Raw genomic sequence first — 21795 nt, 5'->3', positions numbered from 1 at the left:
TTATCATGAACAGGAATATCTGCAAAATCACTTGAGGTATTAAGGCATACCCTATGTGAACAGGATTAGCTGGCAGATTTAAGCGGGGTAAGTTTAGAGTGGCGCTGGAATGTGGCTTGCGGTGAAGGGGTCACAGTTGAAGCCGGTTTGTTGTTATCGCTGGTGGTGCTTAGTCCAGCCTGTGCAGCAAGGACACGTTTGGACTGAGCACGTTTGTGATTGTTGTCAGATGCGAGGAGCTTATGTGCAACATCAATCTGCGTCTTCAGGTCAATTGTGCTGGTGGTCTTATCGTCAACACCGTATTTGCGAAGGGTTACAGCGTCTTTGTTCAGAATGGCTTGGAGGAAGTCATAAGCAGGTGAACTTGCCTCTGCTTCTGGTGCTGCTGTGTTTTCAGTGGTCATTATCAATGAGCCTTAGTTTGAAATGTTTTATACAGAGGAGATATCTGGGTAATCCTGACGGTGAACCTTAGAAGTTCACTCACAGAGTGATACCCATAATATTTCAATATAATCAATATTTTAATCTATATTGGTAGCTTTCAGGCCAATCAGGAAGATGATTGAGGGAAGTACGATAGGAAGACTGTGTGCGAGTAGGTTGAAGAGTTGCATTGAGATCTGTGGTTAGATGTTTGATGACATAACGCGATAACACTGGCGTTCAGAGATACCGAGCAGGCTGCTGATGGTGACCATCGTCAAGCCGAGTTGACGGAGCTTCGAGATCTCTGCTCGTCGGGTCACCGTTGATTTGTTGCTACTGATACCGAGTGTCCAATCTGGATTTTCCCGAAGGAAGATGATCAGCGCTTTTTCATGGCTGTTGAGTTTCAAATAGTGGCCTCCACGGTGATTGAATAGTACCAAGTGCCTTATATTGTCTGCTGTAGATACTGTGAAGATTGTCGATGTAGCTTTTTGAATAGCCAAGTTCATCGGCAATTTGCTTGTGAGTTTTGCCAGCAATCTTTAGCGTGAGGATCTGAGAGAGAAGCGTTGGACGGTCTCGTAATTGTGCGAAGAGTTGGATTTCTTGAGGAGTCATTAAAGGGCCTTACAGTGATAGTGCCCAGACTTGATAGTCTGAGCGGAGGATTAGTAATTGGGATTAGAGCGGTAGGATTGAGAGCGGTTAAATTGCTTAGGCTTCTTGTTCAAAGCAGTAATTCTGTTTGCACTCTTATGTAGTAAATCATGGTAGCTTTGTTCTGGTGTCTTGAGATCATTGTAAAGACCGACTGGACTTGTAGTGGATTCGTCATCCTTATCTGTCAGGTCAGGTTCATCTTCAAAGTTAGCAGTAATGTAATCTTCTGATCTGAGAACCATAGAATCATTATTAAAGTCGGTTAGCTCGTCTTCATCTTCGAAAGGATCAGAAGGCATACTGGCGTATGTCTCGGTCACATCTTCATCCTTCTGTTCAGATTTTTGTTCAGTTAGATTAAGACCGCTAACGCTCTCATCACTAATGAAATCATCTACGGTTAAGTCAGTATCCTTCGATAAGCCATTACCCTGTGATAGCGAAGCTTTAATGTTTTGACTTAGACCTTCATTTTCTAAACTGATCTTATCTTTATTATTATCAGTATTCTTATAGGAGGTCATTTTGACACCTCTGGAGGTAGCAGATTGACACCTCAGGACGTTGCACTTTGACACCTCTACAGGATTAACAGTTACCAGGTTGGAGTTGTTGAATCGACGAATTTTGGTAATTAGCCCTGCTTTTTCTAATGCACCTGTGGAACGGATGACCGTAGACTTAGAAAGCCCAAGCGACTTAGCAACATGTTCATTAGACGGGAAAACTTGAAGGCCGGCTTCTTGATAAGAAAGCAATGTCAGATATACAAGTTTATCAGTCGGGTTCAGGCCGGGAGACATCAGAACATCGTGATAAGCTTTTACGAAAGTACGTGGTTGGTTATTTAATACTGCATACATTAATACCTCATGGAACGCGTGGAAGAAAACTATATACAGATCCGCTACAGAAGCACCTATACCAGAGGTATCGCTTCCACACGTTTTAAAGTGCTAATGCAGAGGATTTGTATATTGTCTTGCGATGTGAGGTGAGAGAATCATTTCTGAAGAGATAATTTATGTTAACATTTATGTAACAAATGTCAACAATAATGTATAGAGAATGAGCATGAAAAGATTATCAAGAAACCCTGAAAAGTTCGAAGCATTAGACCTATTCACAGCATTCAGTCGCAATAGCGAGTTAAAGCTGCAATCACCTGAAGATGAAGAGAAGTTTCTTGATATGGTCAAGGCTTCGCTAAAAGTGTCTAAAGAGAACCCAATACTTTTGCACGGAAAACGTATGGAGGTTCTGTTCGGCCATCTTGCTGCTGGGCTGGGTGGCTGCCGAATGGTCAAAAATGAAGATACTGGTGGAGTAATTACCGACAACTCGGACATTCAACTACCCGATTACAGGTTAATACTGAAAGATGGTAGGCAGATATTCGTTGAAGTAAAGAATCAAGGACATCCGAGTCACAGGGCACAATTCCTTTTGTCCAAAGATTACGTAGAAAAGCTGCAAAGATATGGTGAAATGAACAATGTACCCATTTATTTTGCTATCTATTATCGCTGCTTCCGAATGTGGGCGCTTCTGCCTGTCAGCTCCTTTATCGAATTAAAGAAAAAATACACAACGAATCCTATTCACTCACTGGCTAATAGTGAAATGTCGATGCTTGGTGACCTTATGGTTGCCACTAAAGCACCACTCGTATTTGAACTTGTTGCTGATACATCCCAAGACAGAGATGTTAGTGACGACAATCAAGCCCAATTTATAATTGGAGATGTAAAAATATACTGCGGAGAGGATGAGGTTACGGATTCTGACGAGAAAAACTTAGCCTTTTATTTAATGCGCTTTGGTCGTTGGGATTGCGGTGACCCGGAGGCGATTATGGATGATCAGGATAATCTTCATAGTGTTCGCTATATATTCAACCCGGAGACACCAGAGAATATTGAGCGTGAGGGATTCGACTTCATAGGACATTTAAGTTCTATGATAACTGAAGCTTTCAATGAACAAACTGTATATGAGCGACAAATCACTGCAATCGACACAAAAAGTGAACCCGAAGTATTTTCCGTTAAGATTCCACAAAACTACAAAGGGAAAACTTTACCCCTATGGCGTTTCAAAATTGAGCCAAATCCAGACTTCAAAGGTGAACCAGGCGAACCGACGATGTTTGAATTAACTTCGGGGCAAAGGATAACTGATGATGACTAAGATTTGAGGTGCTATCAATTGAAAATACTCTTAGAGATACGTTAAAGAGAGGTTCAGAGGTCTGATCAGTGTTCTGTAAAGTGGGTCTGTTCAGAGAGAGGGAGTAAGCGACCGATAAGGCTCGTTAAGCGTAGCGGAGAGTAACTCTGTTTAGGTGACCAGAGTGTAAACAAAACTCTTAAAAGATCTGTTTAAATAAAAGCATTGGCGTCATGCGTGATTATGGATTAGATAAAAATTATCTCACACTGTCAATATCTATCAAGCACTTTTCATCGTACATTTTCTAATGCTAAATGTATGATAAATACTAATCCTAAAAAGGGGTATGTAGAGTGGGACATCTCAGTTCGTATAGTAAAGCAGAGTTAAGCTTGCAAGGTGGATGTGGAAAGGTCATCGGGGGTATCACCACTGCAAAGTGTGGTGATCGTCAACCAGATATGGAAGCGTGGCTGTGTGACGAATGCCATGATAAATGGCAAGCAGCCATCAGAAAGTTGCATAAAGCCAACGAAGAAAAGCCATGAATGACAGTGTATCAATGGATGGTTGAATCCTGGATAGTCGTCCGGTGCATGCCTCCACCTCACAGTCGGCCGCAGCGGTGCACGCTCGATCGCAAAAGCCGCGCGTGCCGCTGCATGTGGTGCGTACCGGTGCGCAACCGATGGTGCGTTTCATTGGCAGTGATAGCGTGGCGGAGAGCGTGCCGCTGTTTCAGCCATGGCACAGCAAGCTGCAAGCGTGGCAGCGGGATAGCGATCCGCTGCTGTTTATCCATATGCCGGATATGGGCGAGGTGTTTCCGCTGCTTCAGGCGTTGTGGCCACAGTTGCAGCAACTGGAACCAACCTTACGCGATCTGCCCGACTGGCCGCAGCAATCGAGCCTGTTCTAGACGCAACGCAAAGGGTGCAGCCTGCCCGCGTTTCTGCCAAAATAGCGCCCTTTCCGTTTTCTCTCCGGACCTTTTCATTATGTCTGATCGCGATACGCTATTTTCCGCGCCCATCGATAAGCTGGGCGACTGGACCTTTGACGAGCGCGTAGCTGAAGTTTTTCCCGATATGATTCAGCGCTCGGTGCCGGGTTATTCCAACATCATTTCGATGATTGGCATGCTGGCGGAACGCTTCGTTCAGCCGAATACCCAGGTTTACGATCTCGGCTGTTCACTCGGTGCCGCCACGCTGTCGGTGCGCCGCAATATTCATGTGCCGGGCTGCCAGATTATTGCCGTGGATAATTCACCGGCGATGGTGGAGCGCTGTCGTCGCCATATCGACGCCTTCCGCGCGGATACGCCGGTGCAGGTGATCGAAGCAGATATTCAGGACATCCATATTGAGAACGCCTCGTTGGTGGTGCTGAACTTTACCCTGCAATTCCTTGAGCCACCAGCACGTCTCGAGCTGCTGAAGAAGATTGTTAACGGATTGAATCCGGGCGGCGCGCTGGTGTTGTCGGAGAAATTCAGTTTTGAAGATGCCGATGTCGGCGAGTTGCTGTTTAACATGCATCACGATTTCAAACGCGCTAACGGTTACAGCGAGCTGGAGATCAGCCAGAAACGCAGCATGCTGGAAAACGTGATGCTGACCGATAGCGTTGAAGCGCACAAAGCGCGCCTGAAAAACGCCGGGTTCAAACATGCGGAGTTGTGGTTCCAGTGCTTTAACTTTGGTTCGTTGGTGGCGTTGAAATGATTGAGTTTGGCCGTTTTTATCAGCAGATTGCCACCGGCCCGCTCGCCAGTTGGCTGGAAGTGTTACCGGCGCAAGTCGCCGCATGGCAGCGTGAAAATTTGCACGGTAAATTCCGCGACTGGGAGAAGTCAGTTGATTATCTGCCGCTGCTGACGCCGCAGAAGCTGGATTTGTTGCATAGCGTGAGCGCCGATGTTGAGGATCTGACCGATCGTCAGCGTCTGGGCATTGAGAATCTGTTACGCAATTTGATGCCGTGGCGCAAAGGTCCTTATTCGCTGTACGGTACCGAGATCGATACCGAATGGCGTTCCGACTGGAAATGGGATCGCGTGTTGCCGCACATTTCGCCGTTGCAGCACCGTACGGTGTTGGATGTTGGCTGCGGTAGCGGCTATCACATGTGGCGCATGATTGGCGCGGGCGCCAAACTGGTGGTCGGCATCGATCCAATGCAGCTGTTTTTGTGTCAGTTCGAAGCGGTGCGTAAGCTGTTGGGTGACGATCGTCGTGCGCATTTGCTGCCGCTGGGCATTGAGCAACTGCCGGCGTTACAAGCGTTTGATACCGTGTTTTCCATGGGCGTGCTTTATCACCGCCGTTCGCCGCTCGACCACTTGATGCAGCTGAAAAATCAGTTAGTCAGTGATGGCGAGCTGGTGCTGGAGACGCTGGTGATTGAAGGCGATGAGAACGCGGTGTTGGTGCCGGGTGAGCGTTATGCGCAGATGCGTAACGTCTACTTTATCCCTTCTGCGGCGGCGCTGAAGAGCTGGCTGGAGAAGTGCGGATTTGTCGATGTGCGCATCGCGGATTACGCGGTGACGTCCGTGGAAGAGCAGCGTCGCACCAGTTGGATGACCAGCGAGTCGCTGGCCGAGTTTCTTGATCCGCATGACAGCAGCAAAACCGTGGAAGGTTATCCCGCCCCGCTGCGCGCCGTGCTAGTCGCGCGCAAGCCGTAATGTTTAACGCCGCGATAGCGCCAGCTTCGCGGCGAAGCCAATAAACACGCTGCCCGTCAGGCGATCCATCACTTTCAGCACCGCTGGGCGACGCAGATGCGCCGCAAAATACTGGCTGCTGCCAATTAGCACCGCATTCCATACCAAACCTATCACCATGTGCGTGAGCGCCATCAGCGTACACCACAGCGGCACCGACGCGCCCGCCGGAATAAACTGCGGCAGAAAGGTTACGTAGAATACGCCGACTTTAGGATTTAACAGGTTACCAAAGAGTCCGCGCGTGAAGCAGGCAACATAACTTTGCTCTTTACTCTGCGCGTGCTGCCCTTCTTCCGCTTGGGTGCGTGGGTTGATGAGTAATTTGACACCGAGATAGAGGAGATAGGCCGCACCGATCCATTTCAGCAGGTTATACGCCATTTCCGAGGCCAGCAGCAGCGCGCCCAAGCCTAAACCCACCGCAACGCCCCACACCAGACAACCCAGCGTAACGCCAAATGCCGTAGCCCAGGCACGTTTCCAGCCTTGCGCGGCGGCGGAACGCAGCACTAATGCAGTATCAAAACCGGGCGTGAGTGTGAGGATGGTGATGGCGAAAAGGAAAGATAAAATTAGTGTCATGCGATGTTCTCAATTGCTCCGGTGCGTTTCAGGCTGAAAACAAGGGCCGCTGCGTAAAGGCGTCGTGGACACATCCCTGTGGACTCTGCCGCCGCATCCATGCGGCGGAAGCTTTACTTCGCGGCCCTTGTTTCCAGCCTTTATGTGGGTTTTGTGGGTTTTGTTCGTTTTGCTTTAATCTTGTGCGGCGGTTTCGTTGGGTGCGTTCCAGTATTGGTATTTATAAGCGGAGCTGAGATGGCGTTCAATGGTGCCTTTGGCGAACACTTCGGTTTCATGCAGATAACTGAGCGTGCAGTTGCCCACTTCATCCCACAGCTGACACTCATCCACCGAGCGCAGCGTGCTGACTGGCGTGGTCGCGGTGCTGTTCAAACGCAGTTCTCGCCACTGGTTATCATAGCTATAAATATCTTTGCTGCGCGCGCTGGTGGATGAGGTTACCAATCCTTGTGGATTCCAGCGCCAGCTGCTTTCGCCGTTGGTCATATTATCGCTGCCGCGCGCCACGCTTTTTTCCACTCTGAACTGTTTGTCATAGCGATAAGTGGTATCGGTAAAGCCATCTTTGCCCATGCTGGTGAATTTATCGGATGAGCTGACAATGTTGCCATGCTGGCCGATTTGCCAGCTGATGGTGCCCTGACGGTTGTCGACCACTTCCTCTTGCCCTGCTTTAATCACCTTAACCATGTAGGCATATTCCGCCACCCAGCCGCGTTGAACGCGGGCGATATGCTGTTCCATCGTCAATAGAACATTGCCTTCATTTTTGTCGTAGGAGATATCGGCCACCATCAAATCGCCGCACTGATCAAACTGGCCGAGTACGCGCTTTTGCGAGTTCACATCTTTACCAAATTCACCTGCCACCACCTGACGCACCGCGCCTTTGGCATCGCCGCCCAGCATGATCCAGTTGTTGCTGCTGGTGATGTTTTTGCTCATCGGCGGACACGCGGTGCTGACCGCCAGCGCGACGCCGCAGTACGGGAATAGCAGCATTAAAAAGGTATAAGGGATGGATTTCATAAAGGTTATCCGTACGAAGCCATAGAGTAATCAAAGCATTATTTACGCGATCACGCTATCTCCGCGGGAATTGCAGATAAAAAGAACCCCAGTTAGAAGAACTGGGGTTGGTACTTGCAAACATCACGTCATTTGAGCTGGCGTGCTGCGCGGCAAAATCGGGGGGAATTCAGGCTACCCGGACGGCGCTCAACTGCGTCATGCTTTTCATGGCTTCAACCACATCACCATCAACGCAATAGCGACTGAATTCATCGGTTTCCGCTTCGGAGCACATGGAAACACCGGCTTTACGGTAGCGCATCGGCGAAGCGACTAAACGGCTGGCGGAGCTGTGGACTTCCTGCAATCCACTGTCGATGAACTTCTGGATATTGCTCAAACGTACGCCCGCACCGGCCATAATAATCGGACCTGTGCTGTGTTCATTTAGTTCCCTTAATAATGCAATTCCTGCTTCGGCACTCTGTTGCTGACCAGACGTCAGGATCCGCGCGATGCCTAAATCAGCCAGCACCTCAAGTGAGCGTTTCGGGCTGTGGCATAAATCAAAGGCGCGATGGAAGGTGACGTCCATGCCATCACACAGCTTCATAATCTGCTGCATACGAGCAATATCGACATGCGCATCTTCATCCAGCATGCCAATCACTAAGCCGGGAAAACCGAGTTCACGCATTAGCGCAACGTCCGATTTCATCGACTCAAACTCAAAGTGGGTGTAGCAAAAATCGCCGCCGCGCGGACGGACGATAGGATGTACCGGGATCGAAATTTCACGTCGTGCCGCTTCCAGCACGCCGGCTGAAGGCGTCAACCCACCTTCGCGCGGTGCACTGCACAGCTCCACGCGATCGGCACCGGACAGCTGCGCAGTCATTGCGCAGTCGATGCCGTAGCAACAAATTTCCAGTTTCGTCATACCATGCTCCTTCTCATGACTTCTGGCTCGGGATGAATGCTTCAGTTAGTCTACTTAATTGGACAGTTTACGTGGAACTCGCACTATGGCATTCGATTTTAATCAATGGATAGACCGTCGTCACAGCGATAGTTTGAAATGGCACAAATATGGTGATCGCGATGTGCTGCCGCTCTGGGTCGCAGACAGCGATTTTCGTTCGCCGCCGAGTGTGATTGAGGCCATTAAACAGCGCGCTGAGCACGGTGTATTTGGCTATGGCGCAACGCCAACCGGATTGATTGATATCACCCTTTCGCGTTTAGCGCAGCGCTACAACTGGCAGATTGAACCGGACTGGATTGTGTTATTGCCCGGCGTGGTGTGCGGTTTGAATCTTTCGGTCCGCGCATTCACGGAGTTTGGCGAATCCACCGTTTCCCCGACGCCGATCTATCCGCCGTTTCGCGGTGCAGCAAAGCTGGCCAACCGCGCACAGGTAAATTTACCGCTGCGTTTACAAGACGATCGCTGGGTGATGAATCTGGATAATAGCGCGATGCAGGGCAATGAACGCCTGCTGATGCTGTGTAATCCGCAGAATCCGGGCGGCACGGTTTATCGTCGTGACGAGCTGGAAGCGCAGCTGGCGTTTGCGCAGCAGCATGATTTGATCGTCTGCTCCGATGAAATCCACTGCGATTTATTGCTGTCACCCGGCGCACAGCACATTCCCTTTGCTACGTTAAGTGAAGATGCCGCACAGCGCAGCATCACGCTGCTGTCGCCATCGAAAACCTTCAATATTGCCGGATTGGGCGCGTCGCTGGCGATCATTCCCAATCCGGAGTTGCGTGCGCGGTTCAAACGCGTACGTGAAGGCATCGTGCCTGGCGTGGATATTCTGGCGTTGGTAGCTGCCGAAGCGGCGTGGCGCGATGGCGATACATGGCTGGCAGCGCAGCTGGATTATCTACGCGCCAATCGCGACTGGCTGGTGGCGCAGGTGAATGCACTGCCAGAATTGCAGATGGCCGCGCCGGAAGCGACCTATTTGGGATGGATCGACGCCAGCAAACTGGATGTCGCCAATCCGATGGCGTATTTCGAGCAGCACGGCCTCGGTTTTTCGCCGGGCCACGATTTTGGCGATGATAATTTCGTGCGCTTCAACTTTGGCTGTACGCGCGCCACGCTGGAACAGGCGGTCACGCGTTTGCAAAAAGCGGTCGCGGCGCGGCGTTAAGCCTGCTCACTGGCGACAATCTCTTCCAGTCGCCATGGATGAAACTTAATGGTGGTTTGCCCGTCCGTCACCGCCAGCGTCGGATTGGGCAACCGCTCGTTCTCGCCTTTGGGCGCGCTGGTTTTAAACGAGATGCCCGGCTGTGTCAGCGCATCATCAGAAAGCAGCGCCATCGCCCGCATGCCCAGCGTTTCCGGTTCTCCACGCAGTACAATCTCTACATGTTCCCACCCTTCGTGGCGATACAGCTTTTCGCCTGGCCACGGCAATTCAATCACATCAATTTGCCAGCCCGCCAGGTTCAGTGGCTGAAGCAGTTTGAACAGACAAATCGGGCGACCATTGATCATTGCCTCGGAAAACTGTGTGCCCATCTGCAATAAGCCAGATTTCCAGCGTTCTGCTGTTGCAAACTGGTGGCAGCGCACCGCGACGTGATCGGCTTCATGTTCAGCCAGGTTAATGCCTAAACGCTCAGAAAAATTCATCAGCGACTGCTCAAAACGCGCCATGTCTTGTTTTAAATCATCCAATTCCACAGGAAAGTGGGTCTGCATCATGCCTTACCTCTAATTCAGTTCAGGTTTACTAATCAATATGAAATTTGCTAACCGTTGATTCCGCTTGACAAAATTGTCGGATTCATCCGATTTAGGCGCTAAAAAGGCTAAAAACCGCATAAATAGACCATTCATTTCAGATTTATCACCTAATCAGGTCCAGCAGTTACTTTATGAAAGTAGGCTAAATATATGTTTTTAATCATAATAGTTAATACAATGAGATAAATCTTATTTAAATTGCAAACAATTGCAGCTTGAAACCCTTTCTTATAAATTTGGGTTTCACAACTACAAGGAACGGCCTTATGTCTATGCTCATTGTTGTCGCAGTCCTGATTGCATTAATGGGATTTGCAATTTCCCGCCATTGGAAGGTGCGTGAAGACAAAAGCGTTAAAAATCCTCGTCGTCACCCGCGGCGCCGTTAATCGGCGCTGGGGGCCCGATGTTGCCTGTCATCAGATACCGAATAGCTGACTCACTTTAACATTTCACGTATACTTCCCCTCTTATTTTTCCGTCCCGCCGCGCAGTTGCGGGATGACGACATCGGCTCGCCGCCTACAGGCGGGCCTTTTCAGCATATGAAGGTAACGCGGTGAATATTCAGGCTCTTCTTTCCGACAAAGTCAGTCAGGCAATGATTGCGGCGGGTGCGCCTGCCGATTGCGAACCTCAGGTTCGCCAGTCTGCGAAGGTACAGTTCGGTGATTATCAGGCAAACGGCATGATGGCCGTAGCGAAAAAGCTCGGTCAGGCACCGCGACAACTGGCTGAGCAGGTGATTCAGCATCTGGATCTTAACGGCATCGCCAGCAAAGTCGAAATCGCCGGTCCCGGCTTTATCAATATCTTCCTCGATCGTGCATGGCTGGCGGCGCAAACCGCGCAGGCGCTGCAGCTGCCGCGTCTTGGCGTGAGTGCGGTTGCGCCACAAACTGTCGTGGTGGATTACTCCGCGCCTAACGTAGCGAAGCAGATGCACGTCGGTCACGTCCGTTCCACCATCATTGGTGATGCCGCAGTGCGTACGCTGGAGTTCCTTGGCCATAACGTGATCCGCGCCAACCACGTCGGCGACTGGGGCACGCAGTTCGGTATGCTGATTGCCTATCTGGAAAAGCAGCAGAACGAACATCACGAAGAGATCGCACTGGCTGACCTGGAAGCTTTCTACCGCGAAGCCAAAGTGACCTACGATGCCGACGAAGCCTTCGCCGAGCGCGCGCGTAATTACGTGGTGAAGCTACAGGGTGGCGACGAATATTGCCGCAGCATGTGGAAGAAGCTGGTTGATATCACCATGAGCCAGAACCAGCAGGTGTATGACCGCCTGAACGTGACGCTGACGCGCAAAGATGTGATGGGTGAAAGCCTGTACAACGACATGCTGCCAGGCATCGTTGCCGATCTGCGCGAAAAAGGCCTGGCGGTGACCAGCGAAGGCGCCACGGTGGTTTTCCTTGATGAGTTCAAAAACAAGGAAGGCGAACCGATGGGCGTGATCATTCAGAAGAAAGATGGCGGCTATCTCTACACCACCACCGACATCGCCTGCGCCAAATACCGTTTCGAAACCCTGCATGCCGATCGCGTGCTCTATTACATCGATTCCCGTCAGCATCAGCATCTGCAGCAGGCGTGGACCATCGTGCGTAAAGCCGGTTACGTGCCGGAATCGGTACCGCTTGAGCATCACGCCTTCGGCATGATGCTGGGTAAAGATGGTCGTCCATTTAAAACCCGCAGCGGCGGCACTATTCGTCTCGCCGATTTGCTGGATGAAGCGGTTGAACGCGCGCATGCGTTGGTCAGCGAAAAGAATCCAGAGATGTCCGCGCAAGAGCTGAAGGATCTGTCGGAAGTAGTCGGCATCGGCGCAGTGAAATACGCTGACCTGTCAAAAAGCCGCACCACCGATTACATCTTCGACTGGGACAACATGCTGGCCTTCGAAGGCAACACGGCGCCTTACATGCAATATGCCTACACGCGCGTGCTGTCGGTGTTCCGTAAAGCCGGCATTGATGCCGATAGCCTGAGCGGTGACATCGTGCTGACTGAAGAGCGTGAAGCGCAGTTGGCTACGCGTCTGCTGCAGTTCGAAGAAGTGATAACGCAGGTCGCGCGCGACGGTACGCCACATGTGATGTGTGCTTATCTGTACGATCTGGCCGGTCAGTTCTCTGGCTTCTACGAACACTGCCCTATTCTCTCCGCCGAGGACGAGAACATTCGTCAGAGCCGCCTGCAGCTGGCCGCGTTAACCGCGAAAACGCTGAAGCAAGGTCTGGATACGCTGGGCATTAAAACCGTCGAACGCATGTAATACCTCTGGCGGAGAGCGCCGCAAACGGCTCTCCGCTTGCTTTCCCCCCTTTTTCCCCCTCTGACAAAATTCTGCTCTTCAGCCCGCTCTGAATAGCGCCTCTGCCGTGCCCAATACCCGCCATTCCTCAGCCTCGATACGCCCTCTCATTTTTCCGACACAGCTCACCAAATAAACAAAACTCATACCTTCATAACCATTTTATGGCAGACAAACTCGCACGCCATCCCTAATTTGGTTATGGAAGCAAGAACACAAAAACATGCAACAAGCTGTTTTAAAAGCTAAAAACTATAAAACTCACCCCCTGCAATCGGGTTAAAGTGATGCCCCCGGCCAATGTCAGGGCAGAAAAAAATCTCAACCCGATAACGTTATTAATAAAAAAATCAGAGCGTATCCTATGAGCAATCACGACATTATCGATGTAAAAGGCTGGATCGACGCCCGCCCGATCACCGGATACCAGTGGCTGACCCTCAGCCTGTGTTTCATCATCATCATGTTTGATGGCTACGATGCGGCAGCGATGGGTTTCATTGCGCCCGCGTTGATTGAAGACTGGGGCATCAGCCATGCAGAAATGGGGCCGATTCTCGGTGCCGCGATGTTTGGCGTGGCGATTGGCGCGCTAATTGCCGGTCCGTGGTCCGACAAATTTGGCCGCAAACGCGTGCTGCTGCTGTCGATTGCCGTCTTCGCCTGCTTCAGCCTGATGAGCGCCTTCGCGCGCACGCCGCTGGAAATGGGTGTGTTACGTTTTCTCACCGGTCTCGGTCTCGGTGCGGTGATGCCCAACTGCGTCACGCTGGTATCGGAATATATGCCGGAACGCCGTCGCAGCCTGATGATCACCGTGATGTACAGCGGATTTAATATCGGTTCCGGATTGGGCGGATTCATTGCCGCTGGCATGCTGCCACACTTTGGCTGGCAAGCGGTGCTGGGTTTAGGGGGCTTGCTGCCGCTGCTGATGTTGCCGCTGCTGCTGTGGCTGCTGCCGGAATCGGCGATGTATATGGTGGTGCGCAAAGTCAGTCGCGACAAGATTGCCGCCGTGCTCAAACGTCTGGGCGGCGAATTCTCTGCTGGCACCGCCTTTGTGCTCAATGCGCCAATCATCCCGAAAAAGGCGCAGGTGCTGCAGCTGTTCAGCCGCGGCTATGCAGGCGGCACGGTGGTGTTATGGCTCACCTACTTCATGGGGCTATTCGTCATCTACCTGCTTAACGGCTGGCTGCCAACCATCCTGCGTTCAGGCGGCGTGACGCTGGAGCGTGCGGCGATTGTGGCGGGCTTATTCCAGCTGGGCGGCACCTTTGGCGGCTTAATGGTTGGTGGGCTGATGGACCGTTTCAAAGCGAAATATGTGATTGCCCTGTTCTATCTGCTGGGCAGCTTCTGCCTGGTGTCGCAGGGCATCTGGAGCTTTGGCCCAAATGTGCTGGCGCTGCTGGTGTTCTTCGCTGGCGTCTGCATCAACGGTGCGCAAACCGGATTGCAGGCCTTCTCCCCGGCCTTTTATCCCACCGAAATGCGCGCCACCGGCGTGTGCTGGATGCACGGCATTGGTCGTAGCGGCGCCATTATCAGCTCGTCGCTGGGCGGCGTGCTGCTCGGCGTGTTCCCTGGGCAAACAGCCATTTTTATCGTTTTGTCGCTCCCGGCAGTTTTGGCGGCACTTTCCATCACCCGACATCACCCTGCACAGGTGGCCCGTCAGGTTAAAGGCATCGACCTTAACGACCTGCCGTCCCTGTCGCGTACCCTCAATAATCGATGAAGTAGAGGTCAAAAAATTATGGCTAAAATCATAGGCGGTTTAGCGGTTTCGCATACTCCCACCATTGGCTTTGCGGTCGATCACAACAAGCAGCAGGAAGGCGCATGGGCCCCGATTTTCGATGGCTTTGCCCCGATGCAGCGCTGGCTGGAGGAGAAAAAACCGGATGTGCTGCTGTATGTGTTTAACGATCACGTCACCTCCTTCTTTTTTGATCACTACTCGGCGTTTGTGCTGGGCATTGATGACGAATATGCCGTTGCGGATGAAGGCGGCGGCCCGCGCGATCTGCCGCCGGTAAAAGGCCATGCGGCGCTGTCACAGCATATTGGTGCCAGCCTGATGGCGGATGAGTTCGATATGTCATTCTTCCAGGACAAAGCGCTGGATCACGGCCTGTTTTCGCCGCTGTCGGCGCTGGCACCGTGGCAAGGCGGCTGGCCGATGCAGGTGGTTCCGCTGGCGGTCGGCGTGTTGCAGTTCCCGATCCCGACGGCGCGTCGCTGCTATAAACTTGGCCAGGCACTGAAGCGTGCGGTAGAGAGTTTCCCGGAGGATCTGAACGTTGCGGTGGTCGCGACCGGCGGCGTTTCACATCAGGTACACGGCGAGCGCTGCGGCTTCAACAATCCCGAATGGGATGCGCAGTTTATCGATCTGTTGATCAACGATCCTGAGCGCCTGACCGAAATAACGCTGGCTGAATACGCCACGCTCGGCGGCCTGGAAGGTGCGGAAGTAATTATGTGGCTGATCATGCGCGGTGCGCTGTCGGCCAACGTCGAGAAACTGCATCAGGATTACTATCTGCCTTCGATGACCGGGATCGCCACGCTGATCCTTGAAAATCGGTCACGCGAAGCGCCGGTCGATGTGCACCAGCGTCAGCGCGATAAGATCAACCTGCAGCTCAGAGGCGTGGAAAAACTGCCCGGCACCTATCCGTTCACCCAGGCGCGCAGCCTTAAAGCGCTGCGCATCAACCGCTTCCTGCACCGCATGATTCAGCCAGAGTGGCGCAAGCGATTCCGCGAAGCTCCACAGGCGTTGTATCAGGAAGCCGGACTGAGCGCTGAAGAGCAAACGCTGATTACCCAGCTCGACTGGCGCGGCATGATCCATTACGGCGTCAGCTTCTTCCTGCTGGAAAAACTGGGTGCGGTAGTGGGCGTCTCTAACCTGCATATCTACTCAGCGATGCGCGGTGAAACGCTGGAACAGTTCCAGCAGACGCGCAATCAGCAGGTGCTCTATTCGGTGGCGGGGAAAGCAGACTGATGTTTACGCAACCGGTCATCGACTGCCATCACCACGTTTTTGATCCAGTACACTTTCCCTGGGCGCCCGAGAGCGCCTATAACCCGGACGGGCACGAGCTGGCGACGCCGGATTACTATCGCGCCGTGATGCAGGCCTACAACATTCGCCACTCGCTGATTGTTGGCCCGACGTCGGGATATAACACCGATAACCGCTGCCTGCTGGATACCATCAAGCGCGGTGAGGGCCGTTTTAAAGGGATTGCCGTCACGCCGCGTGACGTGGATAGCGACACGCTCGCCAGCCTGAAAGATCAAGGCATCGTCGGCATTGCGCTTAACGTGGCGATGCTGGGCACCGAGCCATTTATTCAGCTTGATGCCCTGATGGGCAGGCTGGCGGAGTTGGATCTCTTTGCCCAGATTCAGGTGCAAAACGATCAGCTGCTGGCGCTGATGCCGCTGCTGTCACGCACCCGCACGCGTTTGCTGATCGATCACTCCGGTCGGCCTGACGTCAGCGCGGGCGTAGCACAACCAGCCTTTCAGGCGCTGCTGTCGCTGGCCGGCCAGCAGCGCACCAGCGTCAAGCTCTCCGGGCTGGCGAAATTCTCCCGGCAGCCCTATCCCTTCAGCGATGGACATCCCTATTTGCTGGCATTGCTGGACGCTTTCGGCGCGGAAAACTGCATGTGGGGATCGGACTGGCCTTTCCTGCGCGCCAGTGAACGCATGGATATGGGCACGCAACTGCTGCTGATCGAACAGCTGATCCCCGATGAAAAGAGCCGCCGTCAGGTGCTTTGGCACACGCCACAGCGGCTGTTTGGTTTTACTGAATTACAGGAGTCACGATGAGAACCATCTATGTACTGAACGGCCCGAACCTCAATCTACTGGGCACCCGCGAGCCAGAAACCTACGGTTCCGACAAGCTGCAAAGCGTCGAAGCGCTGTGCCGCGCAACGGCGGAAGAGCTGGGCGTGACGATTGAGTTTCGCCAGACCAACCACGAAGGGGAAATGATTGAGTGGATTCAGCAGGCGCGTCTCGAAGCGCAGGCGCTGGTGATCAACCCGGCGGCGTGGACGCACACCTCGGTGGCGATCCGCGATGCGGTCACCGGCGTGGCGTTGCCGCTGTGGGAAGTGCACATCACCAACGTGCACAAGCGTGAGCCGTTCCGTCATCACTCCTATCTTTCCGACGTCGCACAAGGCGTGATCTGCGGCTACGGCATACGCGGTTACCGCTATGCGTTGATGGAAGCGGCGCGCGCAGGTTGATTATTGGTCCCGCCCGCACACTTCACGCAGGCAGCGGATCAACGCATCCGCTGCCGGTGAGTGCAGACAGCCCGCCCGCACCGTCAGCCCGATAGCGCGATCGGTATCCGGCAAAGGCACCGGCAACGCCACCAGCGCGCCGGACGCCAGTTCCACTTCCAGCTGGTGCGCGGAGACCGCCGCCAGCATATCCGACTGCATCAGCAAGCCGCGCACCAACGCCAGATCGCCGGTCTCCACCACCGGATCGGGTGCCGGAATGCCCATCGCCTGAAAACTGTTATTCAGCAGATAACGCGCCGGCGTGGCCGAACGGGGCAGCACCCAACGCGCCGCGCGCAGATCTTCGGTAGAGAGCTCACGTCCCACCAGCGGATGATCGTGACGCGCCAGCAGCACCATGCGTTCGGAGAACAGCGTCTCGCGCGTGACGTCCAGCGCATCTTCATCGCGGCGCAGCGCGCCAAAAATAAAATCGATATCGCCCGAGCGCATCTCCGAGGCCAGCACGCCAAAGGCGCTTTCACTGGTGACCACGCGCACGCCCGGATAGCGCGCCGTCAGCATCACGATCGCCTGCGGCAGGATACGCGTGCGTCCCAGCGGCAATGCGCCCACGCGCACCGTTCCCTCAAGTATTCCGCTGCGGGCAGCAATATCGGCCGGAATATGGCGCAATTCATTCAGCGCACGCCGCACGTTGGCTTCGATTTCACGCCCGGCCAGCGAAGGCATCATGCCGTGCGGCGTGCGCTCCAGCAGCGCGATGCCCGCGCCGTTTTCCAGCACGCGCAGCGCGGCGCTCACCGCCGGCTGGCTCAGTCCGAGACGTGCCGCTACCGTCTGCATATGCCGCGTCTGGCACAGCGTGATAAAAATTTGCAGCCGACGCACGTTAAACAGCCACAGCGGTTCCGCATCGCTACGCTGCGCACCGCGTCCCTGCAATTTAGCCAGCCGCTGCGGCACCTGATGCAGTTCCTCAATCGCCCGCAGCGCACGCGGCAGCACACATTTACCGAAGTCAGTCAGCATCATGCCGCCGGCGTGACGTTCAAATAGCGTGACGCCTAAGGTGAGTTCCAGGTCGCGAATAGCGCGGGTAATGGCCGACTGGGTGCGAAATAATTCATCCGCTGCCCGTGAGACACTGCCTTGTGCTACCACCTGACTAAATGCCCTGATTTGCATCAAATTTGTCAGCTCCTGCGTGCCCTTTTCCGCCATCTTTCCCTGCCTGTTTTCACCACCGTTAGATGTCGCAATATAAATAAAACGCATACCCGCTGCAATGAAATGAATTATCGCCGCCAGGTGGGCAGTGACAGCATGGAAAAAAACAGCGGAGGAGTATGCCATGACTAACAACACCCCAAAAAAAACCGCGCTGGTGGTCAGCGCTCACTCAGCAGATTTCGTCTGGCGCGCCGGCGGTGCCATCGCGCTGCACCATGCGCAGGGCTATGATGTTCACGTTGTCTGCCTCTCATTTGGTGAGCGCGGCGAATCGGCCAAGCTGTGGCGCAAGGGGGAGATGAGCGAGGCGAAAGTCAAAGCCGCCCGCCGCAGCGAGGCGCAGGCCGCCGCCGAGATCCTCGGTGCCAGCATCGAATTTTTTGATCTCGGCGATTATCCGCTGCGTGCCGATAAAGAAACCCTGTTTCGCCTGGCGGACGTCTATCGCCGGGTGCAACCGCACTTTGTTCTGACCCATTCCTTGCAGGATCCCTACAACTACGATCACCCGCTGGCCACGCATCTGACGCAGGAGGCGCGCATTATCGCCCAGGCCGAAGGCTACCGTCCGGGCGAAAAAATCGTCGGTGCGCCGCCGGTGTACTGCTTCGAACCGCACCAGCCTGAACAGTGCAACTGGAAGCCGGATGTGCTGCTGGATATCACCTCAGTGTGGGACAAAAAATATCAGGCGATTCAGTGCATGGCCGGGCAGGAACATCTGTGGGAATACTACACGCGCGTAGCGCAGCAGCGCGGTGTGCAGGCCAAGCGTAACGTCGGCATTACCACCAGCCGCGACATCATTTATGGCGAAGGTTATCAGAGCATCTTCCCGCGCGTAACGGAGGATCTGGCATGAGCATCATCGCGAAAAAAGGCGTCGCGGTGCGCCACATCCCGCGTGCGGCAGCCACCGATATCGACGCGCTGGCGCGCTTTGGCGTCGCCACCGTGCATGAAGCGCAGGGGCGCAAAGGCTTGCTCGATCCCGCCCTTCGCCCGATTCAGCAGGATTGTGCCATCGCGGGCAGCGCGGTCACCGTGCTGGTCGCACCCGGCGATAACTGGATGTTTCACGTCGCGGTGGAGCTCTGCCAGCCGGGCGATGTGCTGGTGGTCGCGCCAACCTCGCCGTGCAGCGACGGCTTCTTCGGCGATCTGCTGGCGACCTCGCTGCAGGCGCGCGGCGTGCGCGGGCTGGTGGCGGATGTCGGTGTGCGCGATAGCCGCACGTTGCGTGAGATGGGCTTTGCCGTCTGGTCGCGTGCGGTATATGCGCAGGGCACGGTGAAAGAGACGCTCGGCTCGGTGAATGTGCCGCTGGTGTGTGCCGGGCAGCTGATCTGGCCGGGTGACGTTATCGTCGCCGATGACGACGGCGTGGTGGTGGTGGCACGCGATGAAGCTGCCAGCGTGGCGGCCAAAGCGCGTCAGCGTGAAGAGCTGGAAGAGAGCAAACGCCTGCGTTTAGCGGCCGGTGAGCTGGGCCTGGATATCTATCAGATGCGCCCGCGCCTGGCGGAAAAAGGACTGCGCTATCTCGACACGCTCGATCAACTGGAGGAGTAAACCATGCGCCAGCGTCGCATTCCCTGCTTACTGATGCGCGGCGGCACCTCCAAAGCCGCCTGCTTTCTGGCACAGGATCTGCCAGCCGAACCGGCGGCCCGCGATCGGGTACTGCTGGCGGTGATGGGTTCGCCCGATATCCGTCAAATTGACGGCCTCGGCGGGGCCGATCCGCTCACCAGCAAAGTGGCGATCGTCAGCGCTTCACACCGTGACGATGCCGATGTCGATTACCTGTTTGCCCAGGTCAACGTCGATCAAGCCCGCGTCGATTACGGGCAAAACTGCGGCAATATCCTCGCCGCCGTCGGCCCTTTCGCCGTCGAACGCGGGCTGGTCAAGGCAGGCAGCGAACGCACCCGTGTGCGCATTTTCATGCAGAACACCGGGCAGATTGCCGAGGCGGTGTTCGCCACGCCCGACGGTGAAGTCGACTATGACGGCGACTTACGCATTGATGGCGTACCGGGCAGCGCAGGCGAAATCGCCCTCACCTTCAAAGACATTGCCGGTTCGAGCTGTGGCGCGCTACTGCCAACCGGTCAGCCGCGCGATCGTTTTGATGGCATCGACGTCACCTGCATCGACAACGGCATGCCGGTGATCCTGGTGCGTGCAGCGGATGTCAATCGCAGCGGCTATGAAAGCCGCGACGCGTTAGATAACGACAGCGAGCTCAAGCAGCGGCTGGAGTCGATCCGCCTGCAGGCTGGGCCGCGGATGAATTTAGGGGATGTCAGCCAGCGTACGGTGCCCAAAGTCACGCTGCTGGCCGAAGCGCGTCACGGCGGCGCCATCAGCTCACGCACCTTTATTCCACACCGCTGCCACGCCTCAATTGGCGTGCTTGGCGCGGTCAGCGTTGCCAGCGCCTGCCTGATCCCCGGCAGCGTCGCCGACGGACTGGCACGCACCAGCCAGCAACCTCAACAGCGCCTGAGCGTGGAACATCCCAGCGGTGAATTTAGCGTGCTGCTACAGCGCGAAGGCGATAACCCGCTGGCAGGCTGCGGTCTGTTGCGCACCGCGCGTGCCATTTTCGCCGGTGAAGTCATGATCCCGGCGGCGGTCTGGCCTTCAACAAGGAGTAATTGATGAACATCACCTTTATCGGTTTTGGCGAAGCGGGCGGCATTCTCGCCCATGATTTACAGGCGCAGGGCAATGCGGTGACGGTATGGGATTGCAAAGCGCTCGCGGCAGAAACCCTGCCCGCGCTGCAGCAAAAAGCGCAGCAGAGCGGCGTGCGGCTGGCCGCTTCGCTGGCGGATGCATTGCAGGATGCCGCGCTGGTGTTCTCCACCGTTACCGCGTCGCAGGCCCTCAACGTGGCGCAGCAGGCGGCAGCGCGGTTACAGGCCGGGCAGCACTTTCTCGATCTCAACTCGGTGGCACCGCACACCAAACGCGCCGCGGCTGAAGTGATTCACGCTGCGGGTGCCAGCTATATCGACGTAGCGGTGATGGCGCCGGTGCCGCCTAAGCGGCTGGCCACGCCGCTGCTGATTGGTGGCGCTCAGGCTGCACAGGTGCAGCCGCTGCTGCAACAGCTGGGCCTCAACAGCCGCCTGCTGGGTGGCGAAGTGGGTGAAGCTTCAGCGATTAAGATGTGCCGCAGCGTGATGATCAAAGGCCTCGAGGCGCTGACCACCGAATGCCTGAGCGCGGCGCGCCAGTATGGCGTAGAGCAAGCGGTGCTCGACTCGCTGCACGCCAGTTTCCCGTCGCTGGGCTGGAACGATCAGCTGCCGCACTACCTGATTAGCCGCGTGGCGGAGCACGGCCAACGACGCGCCGAAGAGATGCAGGAAGTGGTGAAAACGCTGCAGGACGTCAAGGTACCGGCCGCCATGAGCGCAGCGATTGTTGCCACGCAGCAAGGGCTGATTGATGCGTTAAACGCCCGCTCCCTGCGCTATCAACAACTCACGCCGTTCGTCTGGCAACAGACGCTGGATAAGATCTATCCACCTCAATGAGTTATACGCATAGAGGTATGCGTTTT

General features: G+C 54.6%; 22 protein-coding genes and 1 pseudogene. 15 read left to right on the top strand and 8 right to left on the bottom strand.

The genetic code is table 11. The annotated features are described in order from the left end of the window. Nucleotides 1–65: 65 nt before the first annotated feature. From KVT28_RS01075 to KVT28_RS01065, 3 genes are all read right to left on the bottom strand, one after another. On the bottom strand, nucleotides 66–407 hold the full coding sequence (locus KVT28_RS01075; protein ID WP_217546411.1) for a hypothetical protein: 342 nt from the start codon (nucleotides 405–407) through the stop codon (nucleotides 66–68). A 225-nt stretch (nucleotides 408–632) separates the two neighbouring features. Beyond that, nucleotides 633–842, bottom strand: coding sequence for a helix-turn-helix domain-containing protein (locus KVT28_RS01070; RefSeq protein ID WP_217546409.1), 210 nt, complete (start codon nucleotides 840–842; stop codon nucleotides 633–635). A 261-nt stretch (nucleotides 843–1103) separates the two neighbouring features. Next, entirely contained in the window at nucleotides 1104–1958 is an 855-nt protein-coding gene (locus KVT28_RS01065; protein ID WP_217546407.1) for a helix-turn-helix domain-containing protein, read from the bottom strand. Nucleotides 1959–2169: 211 nt separating this feature from the next. On the opposite strand from KVT28_RS01065, the gene KVT28_RS01060 reads away from it, so the two are divergent. The 4 genes and pseudogenes from KVT28_RS01060 to cmoB all read left to right on the top strand — a co-directional run bounded on the left by KVT28_RS01060 (nucleotide 2170) and on the right by cmoB (nucleotide 5959). Further along, complete coding sequence (locus KVT28_RS01060) at nucleotides 2170–3285, top strand: hypothetical protein (protein WP_217546404.1); 1116 nt, start codon at nucleotides 2170–2172, stop codon at nucleotides 3283–3285. Nucleotides 3286–3841: 556 nt separating this feature from the next. Beyond that, nucleotides 3842–4186, top strand: a pseudogene (locus KVT28_RS01055) (hypothetical protein); the annotation flags it as partial. Nucleotides 4187–4265: 79 nt separating this feature from the next. Next, nucleotides 4266–4994, top strand: coding sequence for a carboxy-S-adenosyl-L-methionine synthase CmoA (cmoA, locus tag KVT28_RS01050; protein WP_101764154.1), 729 nt, complete (start codon nucleotides 4266–4268; stop codon nucleotides 4992–4994). Further along, nucleotides 4991–5959 (top strand): tRNA 5-methoxyuridine(34)/uridine 5-oxyacetic acid(34) synthase CmoB, encoded by a 969-nt coding sequence (gene cmoB / locus KVT28_RS01045; protein ID WP_110866314.1) that lies wholly within the window; start codon nucleotides 4991–4993, stop codon nucleotides 5957–5959. Before cmoA ends, cmoB begins: the two co-directional genes overlap by 4 nt. A gap of 3 nt (nucleotides 5960–5962) precedes the next feature. Here cmoB and KVT28_RS01040 read toward each other — a convergent pair whose 3' ends face one another. The 3 genes from KVT28_RS01040 to cutC form a co-directional block, all read right to left on the bottom strand. Beyond that, the gene (locus KVT28_RS01040; protein ID WP_101764152.1) at nucleotides 5963–6583 is read right to left on the bottom strand and encodes a LysE family translocator; all 621 of its coding nucleotides are present in this window, start codon (nucleotides 6581–6583) and stop codon (nucleotides 5963–5965) included. A 174-nt stretch (nucleotides 6584–6757) separates the two neighbouring features. Beyond that, entirely contained in the window at nucleotides 6758–7615 is an 858-nt protein-coding gene (locus KVT28_RS01035) for a hypothetical protein (protein ID WP_101764151.1), read from the bottom strand. Between the two features lie 169 nt (nucleotides 7616–7784). Beyond that, on the bottom strand, nucleotides 7785–8537 hold the full coding sequence (gene cutC, locus KVT28_RS01030; protein ID WP_101764150.1) for a copper homeostasis protein CutC: 753 nt from the start codon (nucleotides 8535–8537) through the stop codon (nucleotides 7785–7787). An 85-nt stretch (nucleotides 8538–8622) separates the two neighbouring features. On the opposite strand from cutC, the gene KVT28_RS01025 reads away from it, so the two are divergent. After that, nucleotides 8623–9762 (top strand): MalY/PatB family protein, encoded by a 1140-nt coding sequence (locus tag KVT28_RS01025; RefSeq protein WP_101764149.1) that lies wholly within the window; start codon nucleotides 8623–8625, stop codon nucleotides 9760–9762. On the opposite strand, the gene KVT28_RS01020 is transcribed toward KVT28_RS01025, so the two are convergent. Continuing rightward, on the bottom strand, nucleotides 9759–10319 hold the full coding sequence (locus tag KVT28_RS01020; RefSeq protein ID WP_101764608.1) for a VOC family protein: 561 nt from the start codon (nucleotides 10317–10319) through the stop codon (nucleotides 9759–9761). The genes KVT28_RS01025 and KVT28_RS01020 overlap by 4 nt on opposite strands. A gap of 311 nt (nucleotides 10320–10630) precedes the next feature. Between KVT28_RS01020 and KVT28_RS28130 the strand changes: the two genes are divergently transcribed. The 6 genes from KVT28_RS28130 (at nucleotide 10631) to aroQ (ending at nucleotide 16982) form a co-directional block, all read left to right on the top strand. After that, nucleotides 10631–10753 carry a hypothetical protein gene (locus KVT28_RS28130; RefSeq protein WP_007889544.1) on the top strand — a complete coding sequence of 41 codons (123 nt, stop codon included), beginning with the start codon at nucleotides 10631–10633 and terminating at the stop codon, nucleotides 10751–10753. A 170-nt stretch (nucleotides 10754–10923) separates the two neighbouring features. Continuing rightward, nucleotides 10924–12654: an arginine--tRNA ligase gene (gene argS, locus KVT28_RS01015; RefSeq protein ID WP_101764148.1), complete on the top strand. Its 1731-nt coding sequence runs from the start codon at nucleotides 10924–10926 to the stop codon at nucleotides 12652–12654. Nucleotides 12655–13057: 403 nt separating this feature from the next. Then, the gene (locus KVT28_RS01010) at nucleotides 13058–14437 is read left to right on the top strand and encodes an aromatic acid/H+ symport family MFS transporter (RefSeq protein ID WP_110866319.1); all 1380 of its coding nucleotides are present in this window, start codon (nucleotides 13058–13060) and stop codon (nucleotides 14435–14437) included. Nucleotides 14438–14455: 18 nt separating this feature from the next. Beyond that, complete coding sequence (locus tag KVT28_RS01005) at nucleotides 14456–15715, top strand: gallate dioxygenase (protein ID WP_217546402.1); 1260 nt, start codon at nucleotides 14456–14458, stop codon at nucleotides 15713–15715. Continuing rightward, nucleotides 15715–16554: an amidohydrolase gene (locus KVT28_RS01000; RefSeq protein WP_217546400.1), complete on the top strand. Its 840-nt coding sequence runs from the start codon at nucleotides 15715–15717 to the stop codon at nucleotides 16552–16554. Before KVT28_RS01005 ends, KVT28_RS01000 begins: the two co-directional genes overlap by 1 nt. Further along, on the top strand, nucleotides 16551–16982 hold the full coding sequence (gene aroQ / locus KVT28_RS00995; protein WP_217546397.1) for a type II 3-dehydroquinate dehydratase: 432 nt from the start codon (nucleotides 16551–16553) through the stop codon (nucleotides 16980–16982). Before KVT28_RS01000 ends, aroQ begins: the two co-directional genes overlap by 4 nt. Here aroQ and KVT28_RS00990 read toward each other — a convergent pair whose 3' ends face one another. After that, nucleotides 16983–18209: a LysR family transcriptional regulator gene (locus KVT28_RS00990; RefSeq protein WP_217546394.1), complete on the bottom strand. Its 1227-nt coding sequence runs from the start codon at nucleotides 18207–18209 to the stop codon at nucleotides 16983–16985. It lies immediately after the preceding gene. Between the two features lie 130 nt (nucleotides 18210–18339). On the opposite strand from KVT28_RS00990, the gene galB reads away from it, so the two are divergent. Genes galB through KVT28_RS00970 form a run of 4 tightly spaced genes read left to right on the top strand, consistent with a single transcriptional unit; the run spans nucleotide 18340 to nucleotide 21769 of the window. Next, a complete protein-coding gene (galB, locus tag KVT28_RS00985; protein ID WP_217546392.1) occupies nucleotides 18340–19080 on the top strand; it encodes a 4-oxalmesaconate hydratase in 741 nt (246 codons plus the stop codon). Beyond that, the gene (locus tag KVT28_RS00980; RefSeq protein ID WP_217546389.1) at nucleotides 19077–19790 is read left to right on the top strand and encodes a 4-carboxy-4-hydroxy-2-oxoadipate aldolase/oxaloacetate decarboxylase; all 714 of its coding nucleotides are present in this window, start codon (nucleotides 19077–19079) and stop codon (nucleotides 19788–19790) included. Before galB ends, KVT28_RS00980 begins: the two co-directional genes overlap by 4 nt. Before the next feature lie 3 nt (nucleotides 19791–19793). Next, nucleotides 19794–20885, top strand: coding sequence for a 4-oxalomesaconate tautomerase (locus KVT28_RS00975; RefSeq protein WP_217546387.1), 1092 nt, complete (start codon nucleotides 19794–19796; stop codon nucleotides 20883–20885). Beyond that, complete coding sequence (locus KVT28_RS00970) at nucleotides 20885–21769, top strand: NAD(P)-dependent oxidoreductase (protein ID WP_217546384.1); 885 nt, start codon at nucleotides 20885–20887, stop codon at nucleotides 21767–21769. Before KVT28_RS00975 ends, KVT28_RS00970 begins: the two co-directional genes overlap by 1 nt. The last annotated feature ends 26 nt before the right edge of the window (nucleotides 21770–21795 follow it).

The organism is Pantoea sp. GbtcB22 (assembly GCF_019091025.1).
Classification (GTDB): Bacteria; Pseudomonadota; Gammaproteobacteria; order Enterobacterales; family Enterobacteriaceae; genus Pantoea; species Pantoea leporis.
Note: the sequence above shows the minus strand (reverse complement) of the source record. Positions and strands in the feature narration are given on the sequence as shown.